This is a genomic window from Acinetobacter lwoffii (genome assembly GCF_022967985.1).
GTDB lineage: Bacteria > Pseudomonadota > Gammaproteobacteria > Pseudomonadales > Moraxellaceae > Acinetobacter.
Genome location: NZ_JALJVC010000018.1, coordinates 47,822 through 66,985, shown reverse-complemented (window position 1 = coordinate 66,985; position 19,164 = coordinate 47,822). Strand labels below are relative to the sequence as shown.

Sequence of the window (19,164 nt, the reverse complement as noted above, 5' to 3'; positions counted from 1 at the left end):
GATGCACGGTGCTGGCTGGCCATTGTCTGAAACCGGTTCTTCAGGCGGCTGGTGGCTGTACCATGCCGAGAACAACCAGGTGACCCTGGGAATGATCGTGGATCTGTCCTACACCAACCCGCACATGTATCCGTTCATGGAAATGCAGCGCTGGAAAACCCATCCTTTAATCAAGCAATATCTGGAAAGTGGCAAGCGCATTTCTTATGGTGCCCGTGCCGTGACCAAAGGTGGTTTTAACTCGCTACCAAAATTCACCTTCCCGGGCGGTTCTTTAATTGGGGATGATGCTGGCTTCCTGAACTTTGCCAAGATCAAGGGTTCACATACGGCAATGAAATCCGGCATGCTCTGCGGTGAAGCGGTGTTTGAAGCGATTGCTGCTGGTGTAGAAAAAGGCGGTGATCTGGCAGTGGCGCGTATAGTGGAAGGCGAAGATTTCTTTGTCAAAGAACTGACTGCTTATACCGACAAGTTTAACAACAGCTGGCTAAAAGAAGAACTCTATAACTCGCGTAACTTTGGTCCGGCAATGCACAAGTTCGGTCAATGGATCGGGGGTGCCTTTAACTTTATCGACCAGAACGTGTTTAAAGTGCCGTTCACCCTGCACGATCTGGTTCAAGATCATGCTGCGTTAAAAACCCAGGCAGCTGAAAGTTTCAAGCCAAACTATCCAAAACCGGATGGCAAGCTAACCTTTGACCGTTTGTCTTCGGTGTTTGTATCGAACACGGTCCATGAAGAAAACCAGCCAGCACATTTGAAACTCACCGATGCTTCAATTCCGGTGGAAGTAAATCTACCGAAATGGGATGAGCCTGCACAGCGTTACTGCCCGGCAGGTGTCTATGAAATCATGGAAAATAATGACGGTTCGAAACGCTTCCAGATCAATGCAGCCAACTGTGTGCACTGCAAGACCTGTGACATCAAGGATCCGTCCCAGAACATCACATGGGTAACACCGGAAGGTGGTGGTGGTCCAAATTACCCGAATATGTAAGGTAATCATCAGATAAAAAATAAACCCGCTTTTAAGTGGGTTTATTTATGGATAAATATTAATAATTTCAGTTCCTGTCCATTCATCTATTTAATTAAGCAGATTTTTGAAATTTTATTTTCTAAATAAGACAAATGTTTGAGCTCATCAGCCCTTGGTATTTTTAGCCGCCTTTCTTCACTAAATAATGAAATTCTTTATTGCCATTTTCATCCAGACGTTCTTCCTGCAATAGCAACTCATGCCCCAAATGCATACAGAATTTTGGAATATCCCACGACGTTGAATTATCCGTGGCAAACACCTCAACTACATCACCTGCCTTGGATTTACGGATCGCCTGATGCAACATCATCACTGGCTCAGGACAACGCAAACCTCGGGTATTCAATTGCAGACTTGGAATAATTTCAGTTGGGGACATCGATAGACTCAGGATGGAAAGACCGTCATATTTTAGCATAAAGCTGCGATTACATTGCTGCTTTGCATACGTGGCCAGTTTTAAAATCAGCGCTGACTCACGCGATCAAGACTGTGCATCATATTTACAATAGACAAGCGTATTTTCTGCGGTATGATAAAACCACGTTTTTTTAGATATTAAGAGTCTTCAGGAAAAATCATGCACGAGGAATCAGGCCCGTCGTGGGGTATGCGCGGCTTACGCAAATGGCTGGGAACTGCACCCGAAACTCGCGACGAACTGCTAAAATTAGTACAAGATTCACGTCGATTTTTAGAACCCGATACTGTTGCCATGCTTGAGGGCGTTCTTGACCTCCCGGCAACCAAAATTCGTGAAGTCATGACGCCTCGCACGTCCATGATCAGCTTGCAGGAAGATGACCAGCTGCTGGATATCCTGCATGTACTGGTCGAGTCTGCGCATTCACGTTTTCCGGTATTTTCATCCGATCAGACCGATAATGTAGTCGGCATTCTATTGGCCAAGGATTTATTGCCTTTTCTGACTGAACCGACGGCCAAGGTCGATATTCGCGCGCTCATGCGTCAACCTTTGTTTGTTCCGGAAAGTGCCCGCTCCGATCAGGTGCTGCGCATGTTAAAGAATACCCAGACGCATATTGCGGTGGTGATTGATGAATACGGTACGACTTCGGGTCTGGTGACACTGGAAGATATTCTGGAAGAAATTGTCGGTGAAATTGAAGATGAACATGACAATGCTGATGAAGAAGCATACTACATTGTTCCGGACAATGATCCGACTACGGCCAATACCTGGGTGGTACAAGCGCTGACTCCAATTGAGTATTTCAATAATATGCTGGATGCGACTTTCCCTGATGATGAAGTGGAAACCATGGGCGGCTTGTTATTACAGGAAATTGGTCTGGTGAGTGATCTTGAAGGTCAGACCATTGAACTGGAAAACTGGCAATTTACCATTCTTGAGGCAGATTCACGCTCTATTCATCTAATTCGAGCCGTGCGCCAATGAGAGCGTATTTCGATAAGCTGTTGAGTTCGTCTCAACAACAAAAAACCTTGCCGCTGATCTATCCTGTTTTAATTGCCTTATTTGCAGGTGCCATCTTTAGTTTGGCACTGGCTCCCTATCATTACTGGTGGCTGGCCATTCTGTCTCCGGCACTGCTCTATGCCTGCCTGCGCGGACGTACTGCAAAACAGGCTTTTGGCATTGGCTGGGCTTACGGGATTGGCTTGTGGTTTGTCGGCGCATTCTGGCTGTATACCTCGATTCATGTCTATGGCGATACCAGTGCATTTCTCAGCGTCGTGATGATCCTGATTATGGCATTGGTGATGGGTCTGTTTAGTGCAGTGCAAACGTTTGTCTATCGCCGCTTTTTCCCGGAAACTCCTTTAACCTTTGCCCCGCTGTGGGTGCTGTTTGAATGGTCCAAGACTTGGGTCTTTACCGGTTTCCCGTGGCTATTTGCTGGCTATGCCTTTACCGAACGCTACTTGGATGCTTATGCGACCTTATTCGGGGTGTTTGGGGTATCTTTCGTGGTGATTATTCTGGCCTGTGCGCTGGTTGAAATCCTGAATAGGCGTCTGTTCTGGGCCATTCCTTCGGCAGTTTTACTACTCGGTGCCTGGGGCGCAGCACAACTGACGTTTGTTGAGGAAAAAGATCAAAAACCTTTAACGGTTTCCCTGATTCAGGGCAATATTCCGCAAGACCTGAAATGGCTGACTGAATATCAGGTGAAGACCTTATTGATTTATGCCAATCTGAGCAAGACCGAATGGGGCCGTGATCTGATCGTCTGGCCGGAATCTTCGATTCCCATGTTCCAGACCGACATTGAAGCCTTTCTGGAAGCCATGAAAGTCCAGGCTGAAAAATCAGGCACTGCCTGGGTGACCGGCATTCCGTATTGGGATTTAGCAGAATCGCAAGCGGCGGGTTATCCTAAATATTACAACAGTATTATGGCCAGCGGCGATGATTCTGATGGGCTGTACAAGAAACAGCGACTGGTTCCTTTTGGTGAATATATTCCCTTGTCAGGCTGGCTGAGCTGGGTATTGCCCGCATTGCAGAATGACCCTTCGATGAGTGGTTTCTCTCGTGGTGCACATGACCAAAAACCATTGAATGTAAAAAATCATCTATTGGGTTCTGCAATTTGCTATGAAGTGGCCTATCCGAATTTGACCCGTCGCAATGCCAGCCAAAGCGATTTTCTGGTGACCGTGTCTAATGATGCCTGGTTTACCGGCACGGCAGGACCATTACAGCATCTGCAGATGGTGCAAATGCGTGCTAAAGAAAATGGCCGCTGGTTTATCCGCGCCACCAATACCGGTGTGACCGCCTTTATTGACCATAATGGCCATATCGTGAAAAAAGCGCCGATGGATCAGGAAGCGATATTACGTGGTGAACTTCCAGCCATGCAAGGCGAAACCCCGTATATGAAACTCAGCGATTGGCCGGTCATGATCTTCTCGGTTCTGCTTTTGCTTATGGGATGGCGCTTTCGCCCACGTAAAGTGGATGTCAGTTTTAAATCGAGAAGATAAGCTCCTCAAGTCCACCTTTTACAAAGGGGGATTCCTGAATATAGCACCTTATCAATCCCTCCTAGCCTCCCTTTACTAAAGGGAGGAACACTCAAGGTAATAAAAAACCGAGGTCAATGCCTCGGTTTTTTTCATCTCTTAAAACTTAAAACTGTATAGCCAGATAACACAACATACTGGCAAGAGACAGCATTGGTACATGACGATAGAGCTTAACCAGTGTCTGCTCAAATGCTGAACCTTGTTCGGCTTGAATGCGGATTACACTCGCGTTTAATGCTGACCAGAAACACAGGGCCAATAAACTGCTCATCAAACTGATAGCAAAGAAAGCCACCATAATCTGGCTGCTGCCTTCGGTGCTTTGCCATAAATGGACGATTCCCTGACTGATCGGCAGCATGCTTAAAACCAGAAGAACAGATTTCAGCATCGACCAATGAAATTGATTGATTTCATCTCCTAAGATTAATGCTTTCATGTGCTTCTCCGTTGGCGAGTCAAGTACCATTCAGATCATTATGAGCTTTTTTAAATAAATAGAAAGTGTATGTTTATTCATATTTTACGAGAATTGTAATAGATAAATATGGGAATAATTCTTATTATAACTCGCATATCGTTTTTATTATTTCATTATTATAAATATCATTAACTTACATTATATTTAATAATTAATAGTTATTATCACTTCACTTCGTATTGAAATAGCCTATTCAGTGAAGTGATATATTCTATCTATCGAAAATTTATAACGATTCTCAATTAAGGCTGATAATAAATATCGGCATCTGTTCCTTCACCACCCGATTGACCATCTGCACCAAATGAATACAGATCGAAGCTGCGGCCATCGGTGCCCGGAATCACATATTGCAGTTCATTATCCCAGCTGTCTTTTGGAAAACCGCCCTTGACATAACCGCCTGGCACCCAGTTTTTTGCAGTCGCTGGCTGATTCACCAGTGCATCCAGACCGCCTTCCTGCATACTTGGATACTTGCCATTGTCCAGCTTGTATTGATCCAGTGAACCTGCAATGCTCTGCAACTTGATCACGGTGGTATCTACTTTGGCTTTTTCACCGCGTCCCATCACATTCGGAACAATCAGCGCAGCAAGCACACCGAGAATAACAATCACCACCATGACTTCGATTAAGGTAAAGCCTGTCTGTTTATTTAATTGATTCCTTTTCATTCAATCTCTCTCATTTATTTGCATCATTCAGAATTTCCACTTGAATCTTGATCACAGCAAAATTCTAACTGGCTTCTGTTTAAATCATATTATTCATATTCACAATTGGCAGCATGACCGCAATCACAATCACCAGAACAATACTGGCCATCAGCACCAGCATTAAAGGTTCCAGCAAGGCCAGTAAAGTTGAAATCAGGGTGGTCACTTCGCGATCCTGCATCTGTGAAGCACGTTCCAGCATGCGGTCCAGTTCACCAGATGCTTCACCACTTTTGATCATTTGTACCATCATCGGCGGGAAATAACCACTGCGTTCCAGTTGGGTCGCCAGGTTGCCACCTTCTGTCACCTTTTCTGCCGCCAGATTGACAGAATCCCGGATCACCCAGTTATTACTGACTGCAGCACCAATGCGCAGTGCATCGACCAGCGGCACGCCAGACTGGGTCAAAATGGATAAGGTACTGGCAAAACGTGCGGCATTAATCCCGCGTGACAATTTGCCGAATAAAGGTAATTTTAAGGTCAGACGGTCAAAGGCATAATGCCCGGCGGTGGTTCTTAAAAACCGGACCAACAGGAAAATCCCCAAAGCCCCACCAATCAATAAAAATGGCCAAGCAATGCGGATAAAATCACTGGCTTTCATCAAGGCCACGGTAATCCACGGCAAGGCATCTTTACTCTGGTCAAAGGTCTTGACGATATCTGGCACCACATAGGTCATCAGCCCCATCACGATCGCAAAGGACATCAGCATCAGGATAATCGGATAGACCATTGCACCCTGAATTTTTTTCTGCATGGCAAACCGGTTTTCGGTATAGTCAGCCAACTGATCCAGAATCAAATCTAAATGCCCGGAACGTTCACCGGCGGCAATTGTGGCAATATACAGCTCGGGAAAACGTCCGGATTGTTGCAAGCCCTGCGCCAGACTATGCCCTTCCAGCACTTTGGAGCGCACCGACATCAGCAGGTTTTGTACATGGACTTTTTCACTTTGCTTGCCGACGGCGCGGATGGCTTCTTCTAGCGGAATTGCAGCAGCGACCAGCACGGATAACTGCCGGGTCATCAGAGCCAGATCGTAGGCGGTGATGCTTTTTTCAAACCATTTTCGACGATGCTGTTGGTCTTTTTTTTCAACAGGATCAACAGAGACAGGAATAAGTGCTTTATCCCGTAATTGTTGCCGGATCTGACGTGCAGAATCCCCCTCCAGCACGCCTTTTTGCTGCTTTCCTGAAGCATCAAGCGCAATAAACTGATATGCAGGCATTGTAATGCTCTAATTTTCCAAAATTTTGCTCAACGCTGTTGCGTCAGACCACCGAAATCATTCATATTCTTTGATATAAATTATCTGCTCACTCTAACATAATCGAACTTTAAGCACGACGAAATTTCTTCAGGATCTCCACCCCAAGATATGCAAAATTCTCACACCGATTCCAGTCCACTTCATCGCGTACGTGTTGCTGTACCTGTACATGTATTTGATTGTTTTGATTACACAATGAGTGCAGAACAATTTGAACAGGCGCAGATTGGCGCACGTGTACTGGTATCGTTTGGTCGGCAGAATCTGGTCGGGGTGATTCTCGAAAAACTGCCTGCAGATACTCCTCTCGACCCACGCTTTAAACTTAAGGCTGTGACCGAACTGCTCGATGAACGCGCCATTATAGATGCCAAAGTTTTAAGTTTATTGACATGGTCAGCTCAGTATTACCAGTTCCCGATCGGTGAAGTCGTCCACAGTGCCCTGCCGACCCTGCTGCGTCAGGGCAAGCCTTATAACCTGCTGGCCCGTACCTGGAAATTGCTGGACCCTGATGCCGAGGCCAAAGTACGCCGTTCGGACAAGCAGCAGGAAGCCTACCGGATTTTAAAACTGCATCCGGTCGGGACTACTGAAAATGTGCTGAATATGGCCGGGATTGAAACCGCGACCTTAAAAGCACTGGAGAAAAAAGAGATTTGCGCCTGTGTACTGGAGCCACAAGATTTCAGTCCACAGCCAGTGCAATTGGCACAGATGCCGCTGACCGCCAATCCTGAACAAAAACATGCAGTCGAACAGGTATTAAAATATCGCAATCAATATCAAGCTTTTTTACTGGATGGTCTGACCGGTAGCGGTAAAACTGAAGTGTATTTGCAGATCATGGAACAGGTACTAAAACAGGGCAAACAGGTGCTGGTGCTGGTGCCGGAAATCGGCCTGACGCCGCAAACCATCAGCCGTTTTCAGTCCCGTTTTCATTGCCATATTGCGTTGCTGCACTCCGGTTTGAATGATTCCAAACGGCTACAGGCCTGGCAGTCGGCAGAAACTGGCAAAGCCTCGATTGTGCTTGGGACACGTTCCGCCATTTATACGCCAATGCCGAATCTGGGCCTGATCATTCTGGATGAAGAACATGACCTGTCCTTTAAACAGCAGGAAGGCTTCCGCTATCATGCCCGAGATGTCGCCCTGTACCGCGGCCATTTACAGCAATGTCCAGTACTGCTGGGATCAGCGACGCCAAGCATTGACAGTTATGCACTGGTTGAACATGGCAAGATGCAGGTGCTGGAGCTGAATCAACGTGCCGGCACGGCCTTGATGCCCAAAATCCATATTCTGGATTTAAAAGTTGCGCAAAAAAAGCATGGGATTAGCCTGCAATTGATTCAGGACATCAAAAAGCGCCTGGAGAAAAAAGAACAGGTGCTGATTTTTTTAAACCGCCGTGGCTATGCCCCCGTCCTGCTGTGTGGCAGCTGTGGCTGGCAGGCGAAATGTCCGCACTGTGATGCCAACTTCACTGTACACCGCCAGCCTTATCAGCATCTACATTGCCATCACTGCGGTACTATTCACCGTATGCCGGAACACTGCCCACAATGTCAGCATCAGGAACTGATTACACTGGGTATGGGCACCGGCAAAGTCGAAGAGCATCTGAATGAGCTCTTTCCGGATTTTGAGGTGATTCGGGTCGATCGCGATTCCACCAGTCGGGTCGGCAGCTGGCAAAAAATCTATGACAAGATTCAGAAAAGCGAACCTGCCATTTTGCTTGGCACCCAGATGCTGGCCAAAGGCCATCATTTTCCTTATGTGACGCTGGTGGCGATTCTGGATATCGATTCCGGTCTGCTCAGTGTGGATTTCCGTGCTACTGAACGGACTGCACAACTGATTGTGCAGGTGGCAGGCCGCGCAGGCCGTGGTGAACATAAGGGTGATGTTTACCTACAGACCCTCAGACCTGATCATGCCCTGCTGAATACCCTGGTCAATGAAAATTATCGCGTATTTGCCCAGCAAACCTTAAAAGAACGGCAGATGGCCAGAATGCCGCCCTACCGTTATGCCATCCTGATTCGCTGTGAATCCAAGGATCAGGCACAAAATACCGAATTCTTACAGAAACATGCAGCACTCCTCAGGCAATATCCTGATCTGGCGCTGGACATCTGGGGACCAATTCCTGCGCCAATGGAACGTAAGGCCGGACGCTATCAGTCGCATATGGTGCTATTGTCAGCGGATCGTCCACGTTTGCATTACTATGTGCGTAGCTGGTGGCAAAACATGCTGCAGGACAAACCTTCTAGCATGAAGCTCACGCTGGACATCGACCCTCAGGAACTGAGCTAAAAGATATTGCGCCTGAGGATCGATCTGGAATACGAAACTGCAAGTCTGGATCAAGAATAAATTTAGGGCAGGAAAATGTCGATACTGTTACAAATAACACTGGTTCTGGTCATTGCACTGTTGATAGTGCCACTGAGTAAAAGGCTCAGATTGCCAAGTGTGCTGGGCTATCTGTTAACAGGGATCATCTTAAGTCCAAGCCTTTTGCACCTGATTCAGACACCCGAAGTCATGAGTAGTTTCATGCAAGTCAGCCTGATGGCACTGATGTTCTGGATCGGCCTGCAACTCAGACCACAACGCATTGTGCAGATTAATCCCTCCCTGTGGATGATGGCTGCTTTACAGGTACTAATCAGCACCCTGATTTTCACGCTCATGGCCTGGGTTTTCCTTCAGCAAAGCCTACTCGCCAGCATTGTAATTGGACTCGCCGGCAGTTTGTCCGCCCTGACTTTGGTGATTCAACATCTCAATCATCAGGAACAGTTCGCCACCAGCTATGGTCAGCAAGCCTATTCGATTCTGCTGATTCATGCTCTGTTGGCCATTCTGGTGATTGCAGCCATTCCCTTATTTGCCGGGATTCGCTCGACCGAACATGGCGTGGCCTACTTTGCTGCCCTCATCGCGACGTTAAGCGGTCTGTTCCTGTGTAATCGTTACTTGATGCAGCCGTTGTATCGCTGGATTGCTAAAAGTGGCAGTCACGAACTGCATGCGATTGTAGCGATTGCGGTGACCTTGGCATTGTTGGTGTTAATGAATACCCTCGGCCTGAATCTATTTCTCGGTGCCTTATTTGCCGGCATTTTACTGGCAGATTCAGATTTCCGGCCTGCGGTAGAAAGCGCGATTCGGCCTTTTCAGGGTCTGTTGATGGGCCTAGCCTTTATCAGTCTGGGCATGTCACTGCACTTAGCTGATCTGCTCAATTTCCCTTGGATGATTCTCGGTGGCACCCTCATTTTAATCTTGGGCAAGTTTGCAATCAACCTGGCATTGGCGCGTTATCATCAAAATAGCTGGCGCAATAGCACCTTGTTAGCAGCCAGTCTGGCACAAGGTGGCGAATTTGCCTTACTGGCACTGGTGATTGCGGTTTCCGACCAGATTATTACGGCCGATCTACTCTCTCCCTTGCTGTGGATGGTGAGTTTTTCCTTGCTGCTGACGCCAGCATTTTATTGGTTATTGCACAGTCAGATCCTACCGCATCTGGATCGTCACAATCATCTGGCAGCGACCTTCGAAACTGATCTCAATCCTCAAGCCCATACACCAATCCTGCTGATTGGCTTTGGCCGCTTCGGGCAAATTATCGCCCGGATTTTACTGCAGCAGCAACATGCTTTTAGTGTCGTGGACAGCAATGTGCAAGCCACTGAACTTCTGGCACAGTACGATATTCCTTTCTATCAGGCAGATGCGACAGAGCCTGAAGCCTTGATACAGACCGGCATTACCACAGCGCAACAGGTGATTGTGGCGATTGACGATATTGAAGACTCGATGCTGATCGTGCGGCATCTGCGGCTGAATTATCCTGAAACCTGTTTATGGGTCCGCGCCCGTGACCGACATCATGTGCATTTATTGCAGGATTTGGGTGTGAAACACATCTGGCGTGAAACTTATCTTTCCGCCTTGGAACTCAGTCAGGCCCTACTAAACCAGCTCAACCCTGACCTCAAAAATAGCCAACAACAGATTCAAAATTTCCGTGAACAGGATGAAAAACTGCTGAACAGCCAATATCATCTGGATTCGGATGAATATCAAAATTATGAAAATCAGCATAGTAGTTTGGCTGAACTGGAGCATCTGTTTACCCAGGATCAACGCCATAAAGTGCAAAAACAGGCTAAACAGCAGCAACAGGATACAAACGGCGCAGGAATTGATACGTTAAGAGATGAACTGTCCTAACTTGTGTTTTACAATAATGACACCATTAAAGCAGGGTTATGGAGAATTTTATGTCTGATTTACGCCAACGCTTTTTTATTGAAGATAGCCCTGTTCGTGGTGAAGTGGTGCATCTTGAAGAAGCTTTACAAACCATTTTAGCGCAACGTGACTATGCACCTGCAGTTAAAATTCTGCTAGGTGAAATGCTCAGTGCCACTGCACTGCTGGCCAGCACATTGAAGATTAAAGGGCGTATCAGCCTGCAAATTCAGGCATCAGGCACATTTAAATGGGCCATGGCTGAATGTAACCATTTGGGTGAAGTTCGCGCTCTGGCTGACTATGAAGAAGATCCGCACTTTCTGGTCGGTGAAGACAGCAGTACCGTGTTGAAATCACTCACCTCTCCGGTGCTGTTCATCAATATCGAACCAGAATTTGGTGAGCGTTATCAGGGAATTGTACCCCTTGATAAAGAAAATCTGGCGGGCTGTCTGATGCAATATTATGACCTTTCTGCACAGATTCCGACGCGTATTGTACTGGCAAGTGACCATCAGCGTGCAGGTGGTTTACTGATTCAGTTGTTGCCACGTAATAGTGAAGAAGAACAACGCCGGGTAGATGAAGACCTATGGCCACGTCTGACCATGCTCACAGAGACCCTGAAAACTGAAGAGTTAGTCGGTTTGCAAGCTACTGATATTCTGTACCGTTTATATAACGAAGAAGAAGTGCGTCTGCCAGATACGGAAGTGTTGAAGTTTGGCTGTACCTGCTCTAAAGAGCGTTGTGCAGTCGCTTTACAGCAAATCGGCGTAGAGTCGATCCGTGAAACGCTGGAATTTCAGAATCCGATCGAAATGGACTGTCAGTTCTGTAATAGCCAATATACTTTTACCGCTGAAGAAGCCTTGGGTCTATTTGGTAAACACCTGAGCTAAGCAGTTCTAATCCTTAAGTTTAAAAGCATTCCTAGGAATGCTTTTTTTTATATTTTAAAACCTATGGGACTGAGTTCAACAGAGCGTATTCTCCTACAGTAGAAAACCTGTCTACCCCCTGAATCAAACTCTCCTGTAAATCCAATCCAAAAATTCCAGTTAAATTATAAGATTATTCACATTAACAGAACCTAAATATTCATCATTTTCAAAAAATTATGAGAAAAACTGCACAGTTTATACTCTTGATTTAATTATGCTTTTAAAATAGATTAGAGCAATAATTCTAAAATGAATACATCATCAATTTAACAGGTATGTTATGAGAAAATTATTGAATACTCTACTAATGGGGATGAGTTTAATCGCAGTTTCTAGCTTGGCCTTTGCCTATGAAGATCCATTATTGGGTAAATGGAAAACCATCGATGATCAATCGGGCTATTCTCGTGCGGATGTGGAAATTCGCAAGAAAGCAGATGGTAGTTATGAAGGGGTAATTGTCGAAACACGCAGCTTGCCTGGCGCAGAAAAAATGGGGATCTGTCATAAATGTCCAGGTCAGCTCAAGAACAAGCCTTTTCTAGGCCTGCCATTTATCTGGGATTTTAAGGCAGATCCGAAAAAGCCGCGTGAATACCATGATGGCAAAGTACTTGATCCGATCAGTGGCAAAGTTTATAAAGGCAAAGCACGCTTAAGTGCTAATGGCAAACGTCTGACCTTGCGTGGTTATGTCGGGGTATCAGTAATTGGTCGCAGTGTTACTTGGGTAAAATATTAATTTCAGAAAGATTTTCAAAGCCCCTATATCAGGGGCTTTTTTCTTTGTCATGATTTGAAACAATAAGGTACAAATAAAAACTGTTTTGGAGCAGGCAAAGTCATAATAATGGATCGAAGACGGTTATTTTTTATCCACTTATGATGATCAATCTTCAGCCTCGTTCAATTTTGCCCTCTGGTCTGCTTTGCAGCCCTGATATGGCGCCCTCTATTCAACACAGGAAAGTGATTGAATACGCTTTGTCGATAACACATAAAATTATAAAAACAACTTCAGCTTTAACCTTCTTTGCCTCGCATGCTGCTGATAGATATCCGGTCAGACCGACTGATCCATCAACTACTGGCACATCCCGACTCTTCACTCATGATCATTTGAGTCATCACTCTGAGTCTGCATGTCCAAGGATTGGAAAGCGTTCTATTTTAGCACCTTCCCTTTCTCCGGATTTTGCACACTTGGCTGTTTAAGGAGTAGACCCATGACTACGATTCAGTACCAAGAAAGTTTTTCCCACGGTTATACCCCCTCAGAAATTATGGACGATCGTTCATTTGACTTGATCCACTTTGCAGAAGCCTGTGGACAAAGCCCGGAATGGGTCATGCAGTTAATTGAACATGGAATTTTACCAAATCGTTCTACAACCCCGACCAGCACTTTCCTCGGTGAAGATATCTCGCGTGCACAACGCGCCTATCGCCTGCAACGCGATTTTGATGCCTCATTTAGCGCCGTTGCCATGATGCTGGACCTCATTGATGAAGTGCAGGAGTTACGCCGCGAGGTCAAACATTTGCACTTCAAGTAAATCCTTTTCATGTTCTGTCGATCTGCATTTTCCAGTGCAGATCAGAACATATTTATATTTAATTTTATGATTAGAGTATAAGAATCCCTATGAAAACCAAAGATTGCAATAAGAAAATCAAATACATGTTTCCCGAATACCGCGACTTGATTGTGCAACTTCGCGAGGAAAATCCCTATTTTGCCAAGTTATTCGAGGAACATAACGAGTTGGACAAAGAAATCAGCCAGCTTGAACTTGATCCAGTCAATCATATCAACAATGATATTGAGGCGATCAAGCGTAAAAAACTGAAATTAAAAGATGAAATTTATCGTTTGTTAAAAAGCTCTGAAGCGGACCCCTTGACCTGAGATCAACTGGACACCACATTCAGACCAATACTGACGCATAAAAAAAGCCCTAAGCCAGCCAAAGTAAACACTTTGACCAATCTCAGGGCTTTTTTATTGTTATTCACATGAGTTTTCCCATGTGAATATTTTAAGAATTAAACTTGTTCGATGTCTTTCATCGTCAATTTGATACGGCCACGGTTATCAACATCCGCAACCTGTACTTTCACTTCTTGACCTTCTTTCAATACATCTGCCACGTTCGCAATACGTTCGTTTGAGATTTGAGAGATGTGAAGCAAGCCATCAGTACCTGGCAGGATATTTACGAACGCACCGAATTCAACGATACGAATCACTTTACCTGTATAAATTGTACCTGGCTCGATTTCAGCAGTAAGTGCCTGGATCTTGGCAACTGCAGCTTGCGCAGCCGCTTTAGTTTCACCAAATACGCGAACTGTACCGTTATCTTCGATATCGATCGCTGCTTTAGTTTCTTCAGTAATTGCACGAATGGTCGCGCCGCCTTTACCGATCACATCACGGATTTTATCCGGGTTGATGTTGATCACCTGGAAGGTCGGTGCGTGCATCGAAATTTCAGGACGCGCACGTGAAATCACTTGGTTCATCTCATTCAAGATGTGCATACGACCCGCATAAGCCTGGTTCAATGCAGATTCCATGATCTCTTCAGTGATGCCTTCGATCTTGATGTCCATTTGTAGCGCAGTAATACCGTTTGCAGAACCCGCTACTTTAAAGTCCATGTCGCCCAAGTGATCTTCATCACCCAAGATGTCAGAAAGAACTGCGAAACGTTCGCCTTCTTTCACTAGACCCATCGCAATACCTGCAACTGGTGCTTTAAGCGGAACACCGGCATCCATCAATGACAATGATGCACCACATACAGACGCCATTGAAGACGAACCGTTTGATTCAGTGATGTCAGATACGATACGGATCACATACGGGAAGCGGTCAGCAGCAGGAAGTACAGCCTGAACACCACGACGTGCCAGACGACCGTGACCAATCTCACGACGCTTAGGACCAGATTCACGACCTGTTTCACCTACAGAGTATGCAGGGAAGTTGTAGTGCAACATGAAGTTGTCAGTTTTGGTACCTGCAAGGGTATCAACCATCAACGCATCACGTGTATTACCCAAAGTCGTTGTGACCAAGGCCTGAGTTTCACCACGTGTGAACAATGCTGAACCATGTGCACGATCCAATACGCCTACTTGTACGTCGATTGCACGAACAGTTTTGGTATCACGACCATCGATACGTGGCTTACCAGACAGGATGTTGTCACGAACGGTACGGTATTTAAGGTCTTCGAACAGCTCATTTACTTCTTCTGCAATGCCAGTTTCGTCATTTTCAGGAACGAACTGTGCAACTGCTTCTGCATAAAGCGCGTCAAGTGCCGCATAACGGTCTTGCTTAACTGCAATCGTGTAAGCTTCAGAGATTTTCGCTTCGAATGCTTCTTTCAATTTACCAAGAAGTTCTTCGTTTTTAACTGGAGCAACCCAAGTTGATTCAACCGCGCCTGCAGCTGCAGCAAATTCTTTGATCGCCTGGATCGCAATTTGCATTTCGTCATGACCGAACAATACAGCGCCCAGCATTTGGTCTTCTGAAAGTTCTTTCGCTTCAGATTCAACCATCAATACTGCAGTTTCAGTACCCGCAACAACAAGATCAAGATCAGACTCTTTAAGTTGTTCAAGGTTTGGGTTCAGGATGTATTCACCGTTGATTAAACCAACGCGCGCGCCACCAATCGGACCACGGAAAGGTGTACCAGCAATAGACAATGCAGCTGAAGTACCCAACATTGCAGCAATGTCAGCATCCATGGTTTTATCAGAAGAAATAACAGTGGCTGTTACTTGAATTTCGTTGAAGTAACCTTCTGGGAACAATGGACGAATTGGACGGTCAATCAAACGTGAAATCAAAGTTTCAGCTTCAGACTGACGGCCTTCACGCTTGCCATAACCACCCGGGATACGACCAGCAGCATATTGCTTTTCTTGGTAGTTCACCGTCAATGGGAAGAAATCTTGACCGGCTTTTGCTTTAGGCTGTGCCACAACAGCAACAAGGACTTGTACGCCGCCCATGGTAATCACAACAGTGTTTGCCTGACGGGCAACGCGACCTGTTTCCAAGATAACGTTGTGCTGACCGAATTGGAATTCTTTACGAATAATATTAAACATTGACATGTTTTATTTTTTCCTAGTTCTTGTGAACAATTATTCTAGTGGAGACCCCTAAGGTTTGGCATTCATGACCATATGGACGAGTAAATGACAAAGCTTAGAAGCCGACCTCACCAGATTAAATACTATTTTTAAACACAAAGAAGGAGCGAAATATTCGCCCCTTCCACAGACCTAGCCATAAGCCAAGCCAACTTTAGTTTTCAGCAATACAGCACAAAGCATGCAATAAACCCGAAAATAAAGTTTAAATCGAATTAACGACGTAAACCTAAAGCACCGATCAATGCTACATAACGACCGTGGTCTTTACCATTTAGGTAGTCAAGAAGCTTACGACGTTGGTTAACCATACGGATCAAACCGCGACGGCTATGGTGGTCGTGTTTATGCTCTTTAAAGTGACCTTGTAAGTCATTGATTTGAGCAGTTAAAAGAGCTACTTGAACTTCTGGTGAACCAGTGTCGTTTTCAGCGCGAGCGAATTTAGCCATGATCTCTGCGCGATCTGCGTTAGTTAAAGCCATTCGATTTCTCCGAGATGCTTATATATTTTGATAAAAATCAAAGTGATGAGAATTCAAAACCTTGACTGCCGTGCATCACTACAGCAAGTTGCATATTTTAAGGGAAAACGCATCAAATTGCAAAAATAGATCCAGATTTTTGCATGGCTTTGGTCGCTCATTGATGCAGTTCAGATCCGATGACTCTTGTTCCTTAAAGATTCAGGTTTTGCATTATTTTAGTGAAATAAATCCAGAATGAATTAAATATAGAAATTCCTTTGAAAAGCCAACAAACCCTTTAGCTCGCGTGAATCTTCCGCTGCTCTCCATAAAAATGGATAAAAAAAAGCCCGAGTAAACTCGGGCTTTTTGGCGCTGTAGTTCTTTCTCTTATCATTATTATTTATTGTATTATTATGGCATTTTACGCTTATTATTATTTTCAAACATCCTGTTGAAAAATCATCTTCCTTGTGTGGTAGATTTTGCCACATTCCCACCAGACAACTAGAGGTATTTGCCTCATTTTACTGTAAGCCATTTCGTACATCATAGGGTAAAAATTTGCATAATGTTACACAGCTCTCGTTTTATTTAACGCTATTTACTTAAGTTTACTGGCTAGGGCTGAAAAATTTTGCTAAGAAATTAGGATAAAAATCCAGCAAGATTCCTATAAAAAATCAGGATATAAAAAAGCCTTGTAATCTCTCCCAAAACTACAAGGCTTAGCGGCTGTAAGTTTCCTCTTTCACTTACTTCACTGTAAGTTCGCTGTCTACCGACATTATTATTATCATTATGCGATTATGCTCAACTTTCCGTGTTGAGTTATTTTGTAGAACCAATCTTCTCAAAAACCGAGTAAAAGCTCTATGCGTCAATTTCCTGAATCCTTGTAAGCTTTTACCTACAAGATTTGATTATTTTTGCCAATTAAATTACTAGATTGTTCAATGATTTTTTGGCTCAAACCACTTTTCCGGATGGTTCTGACACAAAGTGCTTGTGTAAAAGCATTATAATCTACCAATAAACTGACCACTTTTTTGGCTCGAGTAATTGCAGTATAAATCAACTCTTTGCTCAATAAATTTTTTGCATATTGATCCAGCACCACTGCCGTATGGGAAAATTCTGAACCTTGAGATTTATGAATAGTCAGCGCAAAGGCCGGTTCAATACTTTTAGGTAAACGGGTGGCTAATACCCATTTTTCCAGACTTGGGAAATACACTTCAAACTGACGCTGACCAGACTGCTCACGTAAAAAACAAATGCCAATATCACCATTGGACAGCCCCAACTGATAGTCGTTATACCCCATCATCACGGGTCGTCCAACATACCAGTCGCCCTGTTTCAATTGGCCTTGTGCTGCTAAAAAGCGTTGCTCAATCTGCAGATTGATCTTGATCAGACCCAGATCACCAGAACGGATTGCTGTTAAAATCCGGTAATCATCAAAAGTTTTGACCACCTGTTGCACATACTGCTCAAAATCAGCTGAGTTTCGTTCTGTTTTTATGGCCTGTACATAAGCCTGATAGCCATACATCAGCTGATCATAATACTGATTCAAGTTATGCGCGGTCTTTTCAGTGTCCGAGAGCAGATATTGTAGCTGCAACTGGTCGATTTCGACCTGATTCAAGTCAATCGCTTGTAACTCACTGGCTGCCACGATTTGCTGCTCAAATTTCTGCAAGACGTGAGAAGACTCATGATTCTGCTGGATAAACTCCGCCATTGCTCCAATTTTGGCTCCAGGCGCAAAACGTCGCGTGGTGATTAAATTGACCCGGTTTTCCTCCAGAGTCACTACTTGCTGTAAATCTGCCAGTACCGTTCCGACATCCACAGAGGCCAGCTGGTCTGCATCACCGAGTAAAATCAGCCGTGCATGAGGCGGTATGGCGGCCAGCAACATCTGGGACAGATTCAAATCCAGCATCGAGGCTTCATCGACCACGATCACATCATAGGGCAAAGGCTGTTTGGCATGAAAGCGTGGCTGTCCGCGAGTACCCAAACCTAGTAAGCGATGCAGGGTCACCGGTTGCAACTGTTTTAATGCTTCTAGCTCAAACTGTTGTAACGCTTCACTGTGCAAGGCTTTTTGCAGTGCTTCTTTCATTCGCTGTGCAGCCTTTCCCGTAGGCGCTGCCATAGCGATCCGTATATGCGGCAAGGCTTCATATAGCACCGCAATCATATGTGCCAGCGTATAGGTTTTACCAGTCCCCGGACCGCCGGTAATAATGCTTAAGGCTTGCTGCGCCACCATATGCAGGGCTTTTTGCTGCTGTGGATCTGACAATAGGCTGCGATCACGTTCAGATAAATGAATGGCGGCAACCGGCTGGGTTTTAATTCGTGCAATATGTGCGGCTACCTCCTGCTCTAGCTGCCAGTAGCGGTACAAATATAAATGCTGATCTGCAAAAATAAACGGCGCAATTCCTGTACTTTGCTGACGGCGGTCTAGAACCAGATTGTGTAATAAGACAACCTGCCGAGGATCAACTTCGATACAGCTATCCCCCGCCTGCATCGCTTCAAGCAATTGCTCGATCAAGATTTTTGCTGCCGGATCAAATGTAGCCGTACTAAACGGCGGCTGACACAGATAGTCAATCCAAGCCATTAAATTGGAGTCTTGCTGTGACACGTGATTCTGCTCATTTTCCACACAGTTATCCTCAAAGTTATCCACAGGATAATTTTCTGTTTAAT

16 protein-coding genes are annotated in these 19,164 nt (G+C 45.1%); 9 read left to right on the top strand and 7 right to left on the bottom strand.

All coding sequences use genetic code 11. The features are described from left to right. On the top strand, positions 1 to 1,006 hold a 1,006-nt coding region (locus tag MWG72_RS11480; protein WP_247144087.1), incomplete at its 5' end, for an electron transfer flavoprotein-ubiquinone oxidoreductase. Positions 1,007 to 1,169: 163 nt separating this feature from the next. On the opposite strand, the gene tusA is transcribed toward MWG72_RS11480, so the two are convergent. Continuing rightward, positions 1,170 to 1,430, bottom strand: a complete 261-nt coding sequence (gene tusA / locus MWG72_RS11475) for a sulfurtransferase TusA (RefSeq protein ID WP_004729361.1) — start codon at positions 1,428 to 1,430, stop codon at positions 1,170 to 1,172. A gap of 201 nt (positions 1,431 to 1,631) precedes the next feature. Here tusA and MWG72_RS11470 point away from each other — a divergent pair, with 201 nt between their 5' ends. After that, positions 1,632 to 2,471: an HlyC/CorC family transporter gene (locus tag MWG72_RS11470; RefSeq protein WP_004278564.1), complete on the top strand. Its 840-nt coding sequence runs from the start codon at positions 1,632 to 1,634 to the stop codon at positions 2,469 to 2,471. Beyond that, the gene (gene lnt, locus MWG72_RS11465; protein ID WP_247144086.1) at positions 2,468 to 4,027 is read left to right on the top strand and encodes an apolipoprotein N-acyltransferase; all 1,560 of its coding nucleotides are present in this window, start codon (positions 2,468 to 2,470) and stop codon (positions 4,025 to 4,027) included. The genes MWG72_RS11470 and lnt overlap by 4 nt, the downstream gene beginning before the upstream one ends. A 145-nt stretch (positions 4,028 to 4,172) precedes the next feature. Here lnt and MWG72_RS11460 read toward each other — a convergent pair whose 3' ends face one another. From MWG72_RS11460 to gspF, 3 genes are all read right to left on the bottom strand, one after another. Then, positions 4,173 to 4,508, bottom strand: a complete 336-nt coding sequence (locus MWG72_RS11460; RefSeq protein WP_247144085.1) for a hypothetical protein — start codon at positions 4,506 to 4,508, stop codon at positions 4,173 to 4,175. Between the two features lie 284 nt (positions 4,509 to 4,792). Continuing rightward, the gene (gspG, locus tag MWG72_RS11455) at positions 4,793 to 5,227 is read right to left on the bottom strand and encodes a type II secretion system major pseudopilin GspG (protein WP_004278567.1); all 435 of its coding nucleotides are present in this window, start codon (positions 5,225 to 5,227) and stop codon (positions 4,793 to 4,795) included. A gap of 79 nt (positions 5,228 to 5,306) precedes the next feature. Further along, positions 5,307 to 6,512: a type II secretion system inner membrane protein GspF gene (gene gspF, locus MWG72_RS11450; protein ID WP_004729358.1), complete on the bottom strand. Its 1,206-nt coding sequence runs from the start codon at positions 6,510 to 6,512 to the stop codon at positions 5,307 to 5,309. A gap of 150 nt (positions 6,513 to 6,662) precedes the next feature. On the opposite strand from gspF, the gene MWG72_RS11445 reads away from it, so the two are divergent. The 6 genes from MWG72_RS11445 to MWG72_RS11420 all read left to right on the top strand — a co-directional run bounded on the left by MWG72_RS11445 (position 6,663) and on the right by MWG72_RS11420 (position 13,691). Then, complete coding sequence (locus tag MWG72_RS11445) at positions 6,663 to 8,885, top strand: primosomal protein N' (RefSeq protein ID WP_247144084.1); 2,223 nt, start codon at positions 6,663 to 6,665, stop codon at positions 8,883 to 8,885. 75 nt (positions 8,886 to 8,960) lie between these two features. Next, positions 8,961 to 10,814: a cation:proton antiporter domain-containing protein gene (locus MWG72_RS11440; protein ID WP_247144083.1), complete on the top strand. Its 1,854-nt coding sequence runs from the start codon at positions 8,961 to 8,963 to the stop codon at positions 10,812 to 10,814. A gap of 50 nt (positions 10,815 to 10,864) precedes the next feature. Further along, positions 10,865 to 11,740, top strand: a complete 876-nt coding sequence (hslO, locus tag MWG72_RS11435) for an Hsp33 family molecular chaperone HslO (RefSeq protein WP_004647344.1) — start codon at positions 10,865 to 10,867, stop codon at positions 11,738 to 11,740. 322 nt (positions 11,741 to 12,062) lie between these two features. After that, the gene (locus MWG72_RS11430; RefSeq protein ID WP_247144082.1) at positions 12,063 to 12,524 is read left to right on the top strand and encodes a DUF2147 domain-containing protein; all 462 of its coding nucleotides are present in this window, start codon (positions 12,063 to 12,065) and stop codon (positions 12,522 to 12,524) included. A gap of 484 nt (positions 12,525 to 13,008) precedes the next feature. Beyond that, positions 13,009 to 13,338, top strand: coding sequence for a chaperone modulator CbpM (locus tag MWG72_RS11425; RefSeq protein ID WP_004278573.1), 330 nt, complete (start codon positions 13,009 to 13,011; stop codon positions 13,336 to 13,338). Between the two features lie 89 nt (positions 13,339 to 13,427). Continuing rightward, on the top strand, positions 13,428 to 13,691 hold the full coding sequence (locus MWG72_RS11420) for an HP1242/YdcH family protein (RefSeq protein ID WP_004729352.1): 264 nt from the start codon (positions 13,428 to 13,430) through the stop codon (positions 13,689 to 13,691). A 137-nt stretch (positions 13,692 to 13,828) separates the two neighbouring features. Here the strand turns inward: MWG72_RS11420 and pnp are convergent, their stop codons facing one another. From pnp to recD, 3 genes are all read right to left on the bottom strand, one after another. Beyond that, positions 13,829 to 15,916: a polyribonucleotide nucleotidyltransferase gene (pnp, locus tag MWG72_RS11415; protein WP_171054287.1), complete on the bottom strand. Its 2,088-nt coding sequence runs from the start codon at positions 15,914 to 15,916 to the stop codon at positions 13,829 to 13,831. A 260-nt stretch (positions 15,917 to 16,176) separates the two neighbouring features. Next, entirely contained in the window at positions 16,177 to 16,446 is a 270-nt protein-coding gene (gene rpsO, locus MWG72_RS11410; protein ID WP_004278577.1) for a 30S ribosomal protein S15, read from the bottom strand. Positions 16,447 to 17,338: 892 nt separating this feature from the next. After that, on the bottom strand, positions 17,339 to 19,120 hold the full coding sequence (gene recD, locus MWG72_RS11405; RefSeq protein WP_247144081.1) for an exodeoxyribonuclease V subunit alpha: 1,782 nt from the start codon (positions 19,118 to 19,120) through the stop codon (positions 17,339 to 17,341). Between the last annotated feature and the right edge of the window lie 44 nt (positions 19,121 to 19,164).

Excerpts from the sequence above, each read along its gene's own strand:
- MWG72_RS11470 (WP_004278564.1), top strand. The coding sequence starts at position 1,632 with ATGCACGAGGAATCAGGCCCGTCGTGGGGTATGCGCGGCTTACGCAAA.
- tusA (WP_004729361.1), bottom strand. The coding sequence starts at position 1,430 with ATGTCCCCAACTGAAATTATTCCAAGTCTGCAATTGAATACCCGAGGT.
- rpsO (WP_004278577.1), bottom strand. The coding sequence starts at position 16,446 with ATGGCTTTAACTAACGCAGATCGCGCAGAGATCATGGCTAAATTCGCT.
- gspF (WP_004729358.1), bottom strand. The coding sequence starts at position 6,512 with ATGCCTGCATATCAGTTTATTGCGCTTGATGCTTCAGGAAAGCAGCAA.
- MWG72_RS11440 (WP_247144083.1), top strand. The coding sequence starts at position 8,961 with ATGTCGATACTGTTACAAATAACACTGGTTCTGGTCATTGCACTGTTG.
- MWG72_RS11425 (WP_004278573.1), top strand. The coding sequence starts at position 13,009 with ATGACTACGATTCAGTACCAAGAAAGTTTTTCCCACGGTTATACCCCC.
- pnp (WP_171054287.1), bottom strand. The coding sequence starts at position 15,916 with ATGTTTAATATTATTCGTAAAGAATTCCAATTCGGTCAGCACAACGTT.
- gspG (WP_004278567.1), bottom strand. The coding sequence starts at position 5,227 with ATGAAAAGGAATCAATTAAATAAACAGACAGGCTTTACCTTAATCGAA.
- MWG72_RS11430 (WP_247144082.1), top strand. The coding sequence starts at position 12,063 with ATGAGAAAATTATTGAATACTCTACTAATGGGGATGAGTTTAATCGCA.
- MWG72_RS11445 (WP_247144084.1), top strand. The coding sequence starts at position 6,663 with ATGCAAAATTCTCACACCGATTCCAGTCCACTTCATCGCGTACGTGTT.
- lnt (WP_247144086.1), top strand. The coding sequence starts at position 2,468 with ATGAGAGCGTATTTCGATAAGCTGTTGAGTTCGTCTCAACAACAAAAA.
- MWG72_RS11420 (WP_004729352.1), top strand. The coding sequence starts at position 13,428 with ATGAAAACCAAAGATTGCAATAAGAAAATCAAATACATGTTTCCCGAA.
- hslO (WP_004647344.1), top strand. The coding sequence starts at position 10,865 with ATGTCTGATTTACGCCAACGCTTTTTTATTGAAGATAGCCCTGTTCGT.
- MWG72_RS11460 (WP_247144085.1), bottom strand. The coding sequence starts at position 4,508 with ATGAAAGCATTAATCTTAGGAGATGAAATCAATCAATTTCATTGGTCG.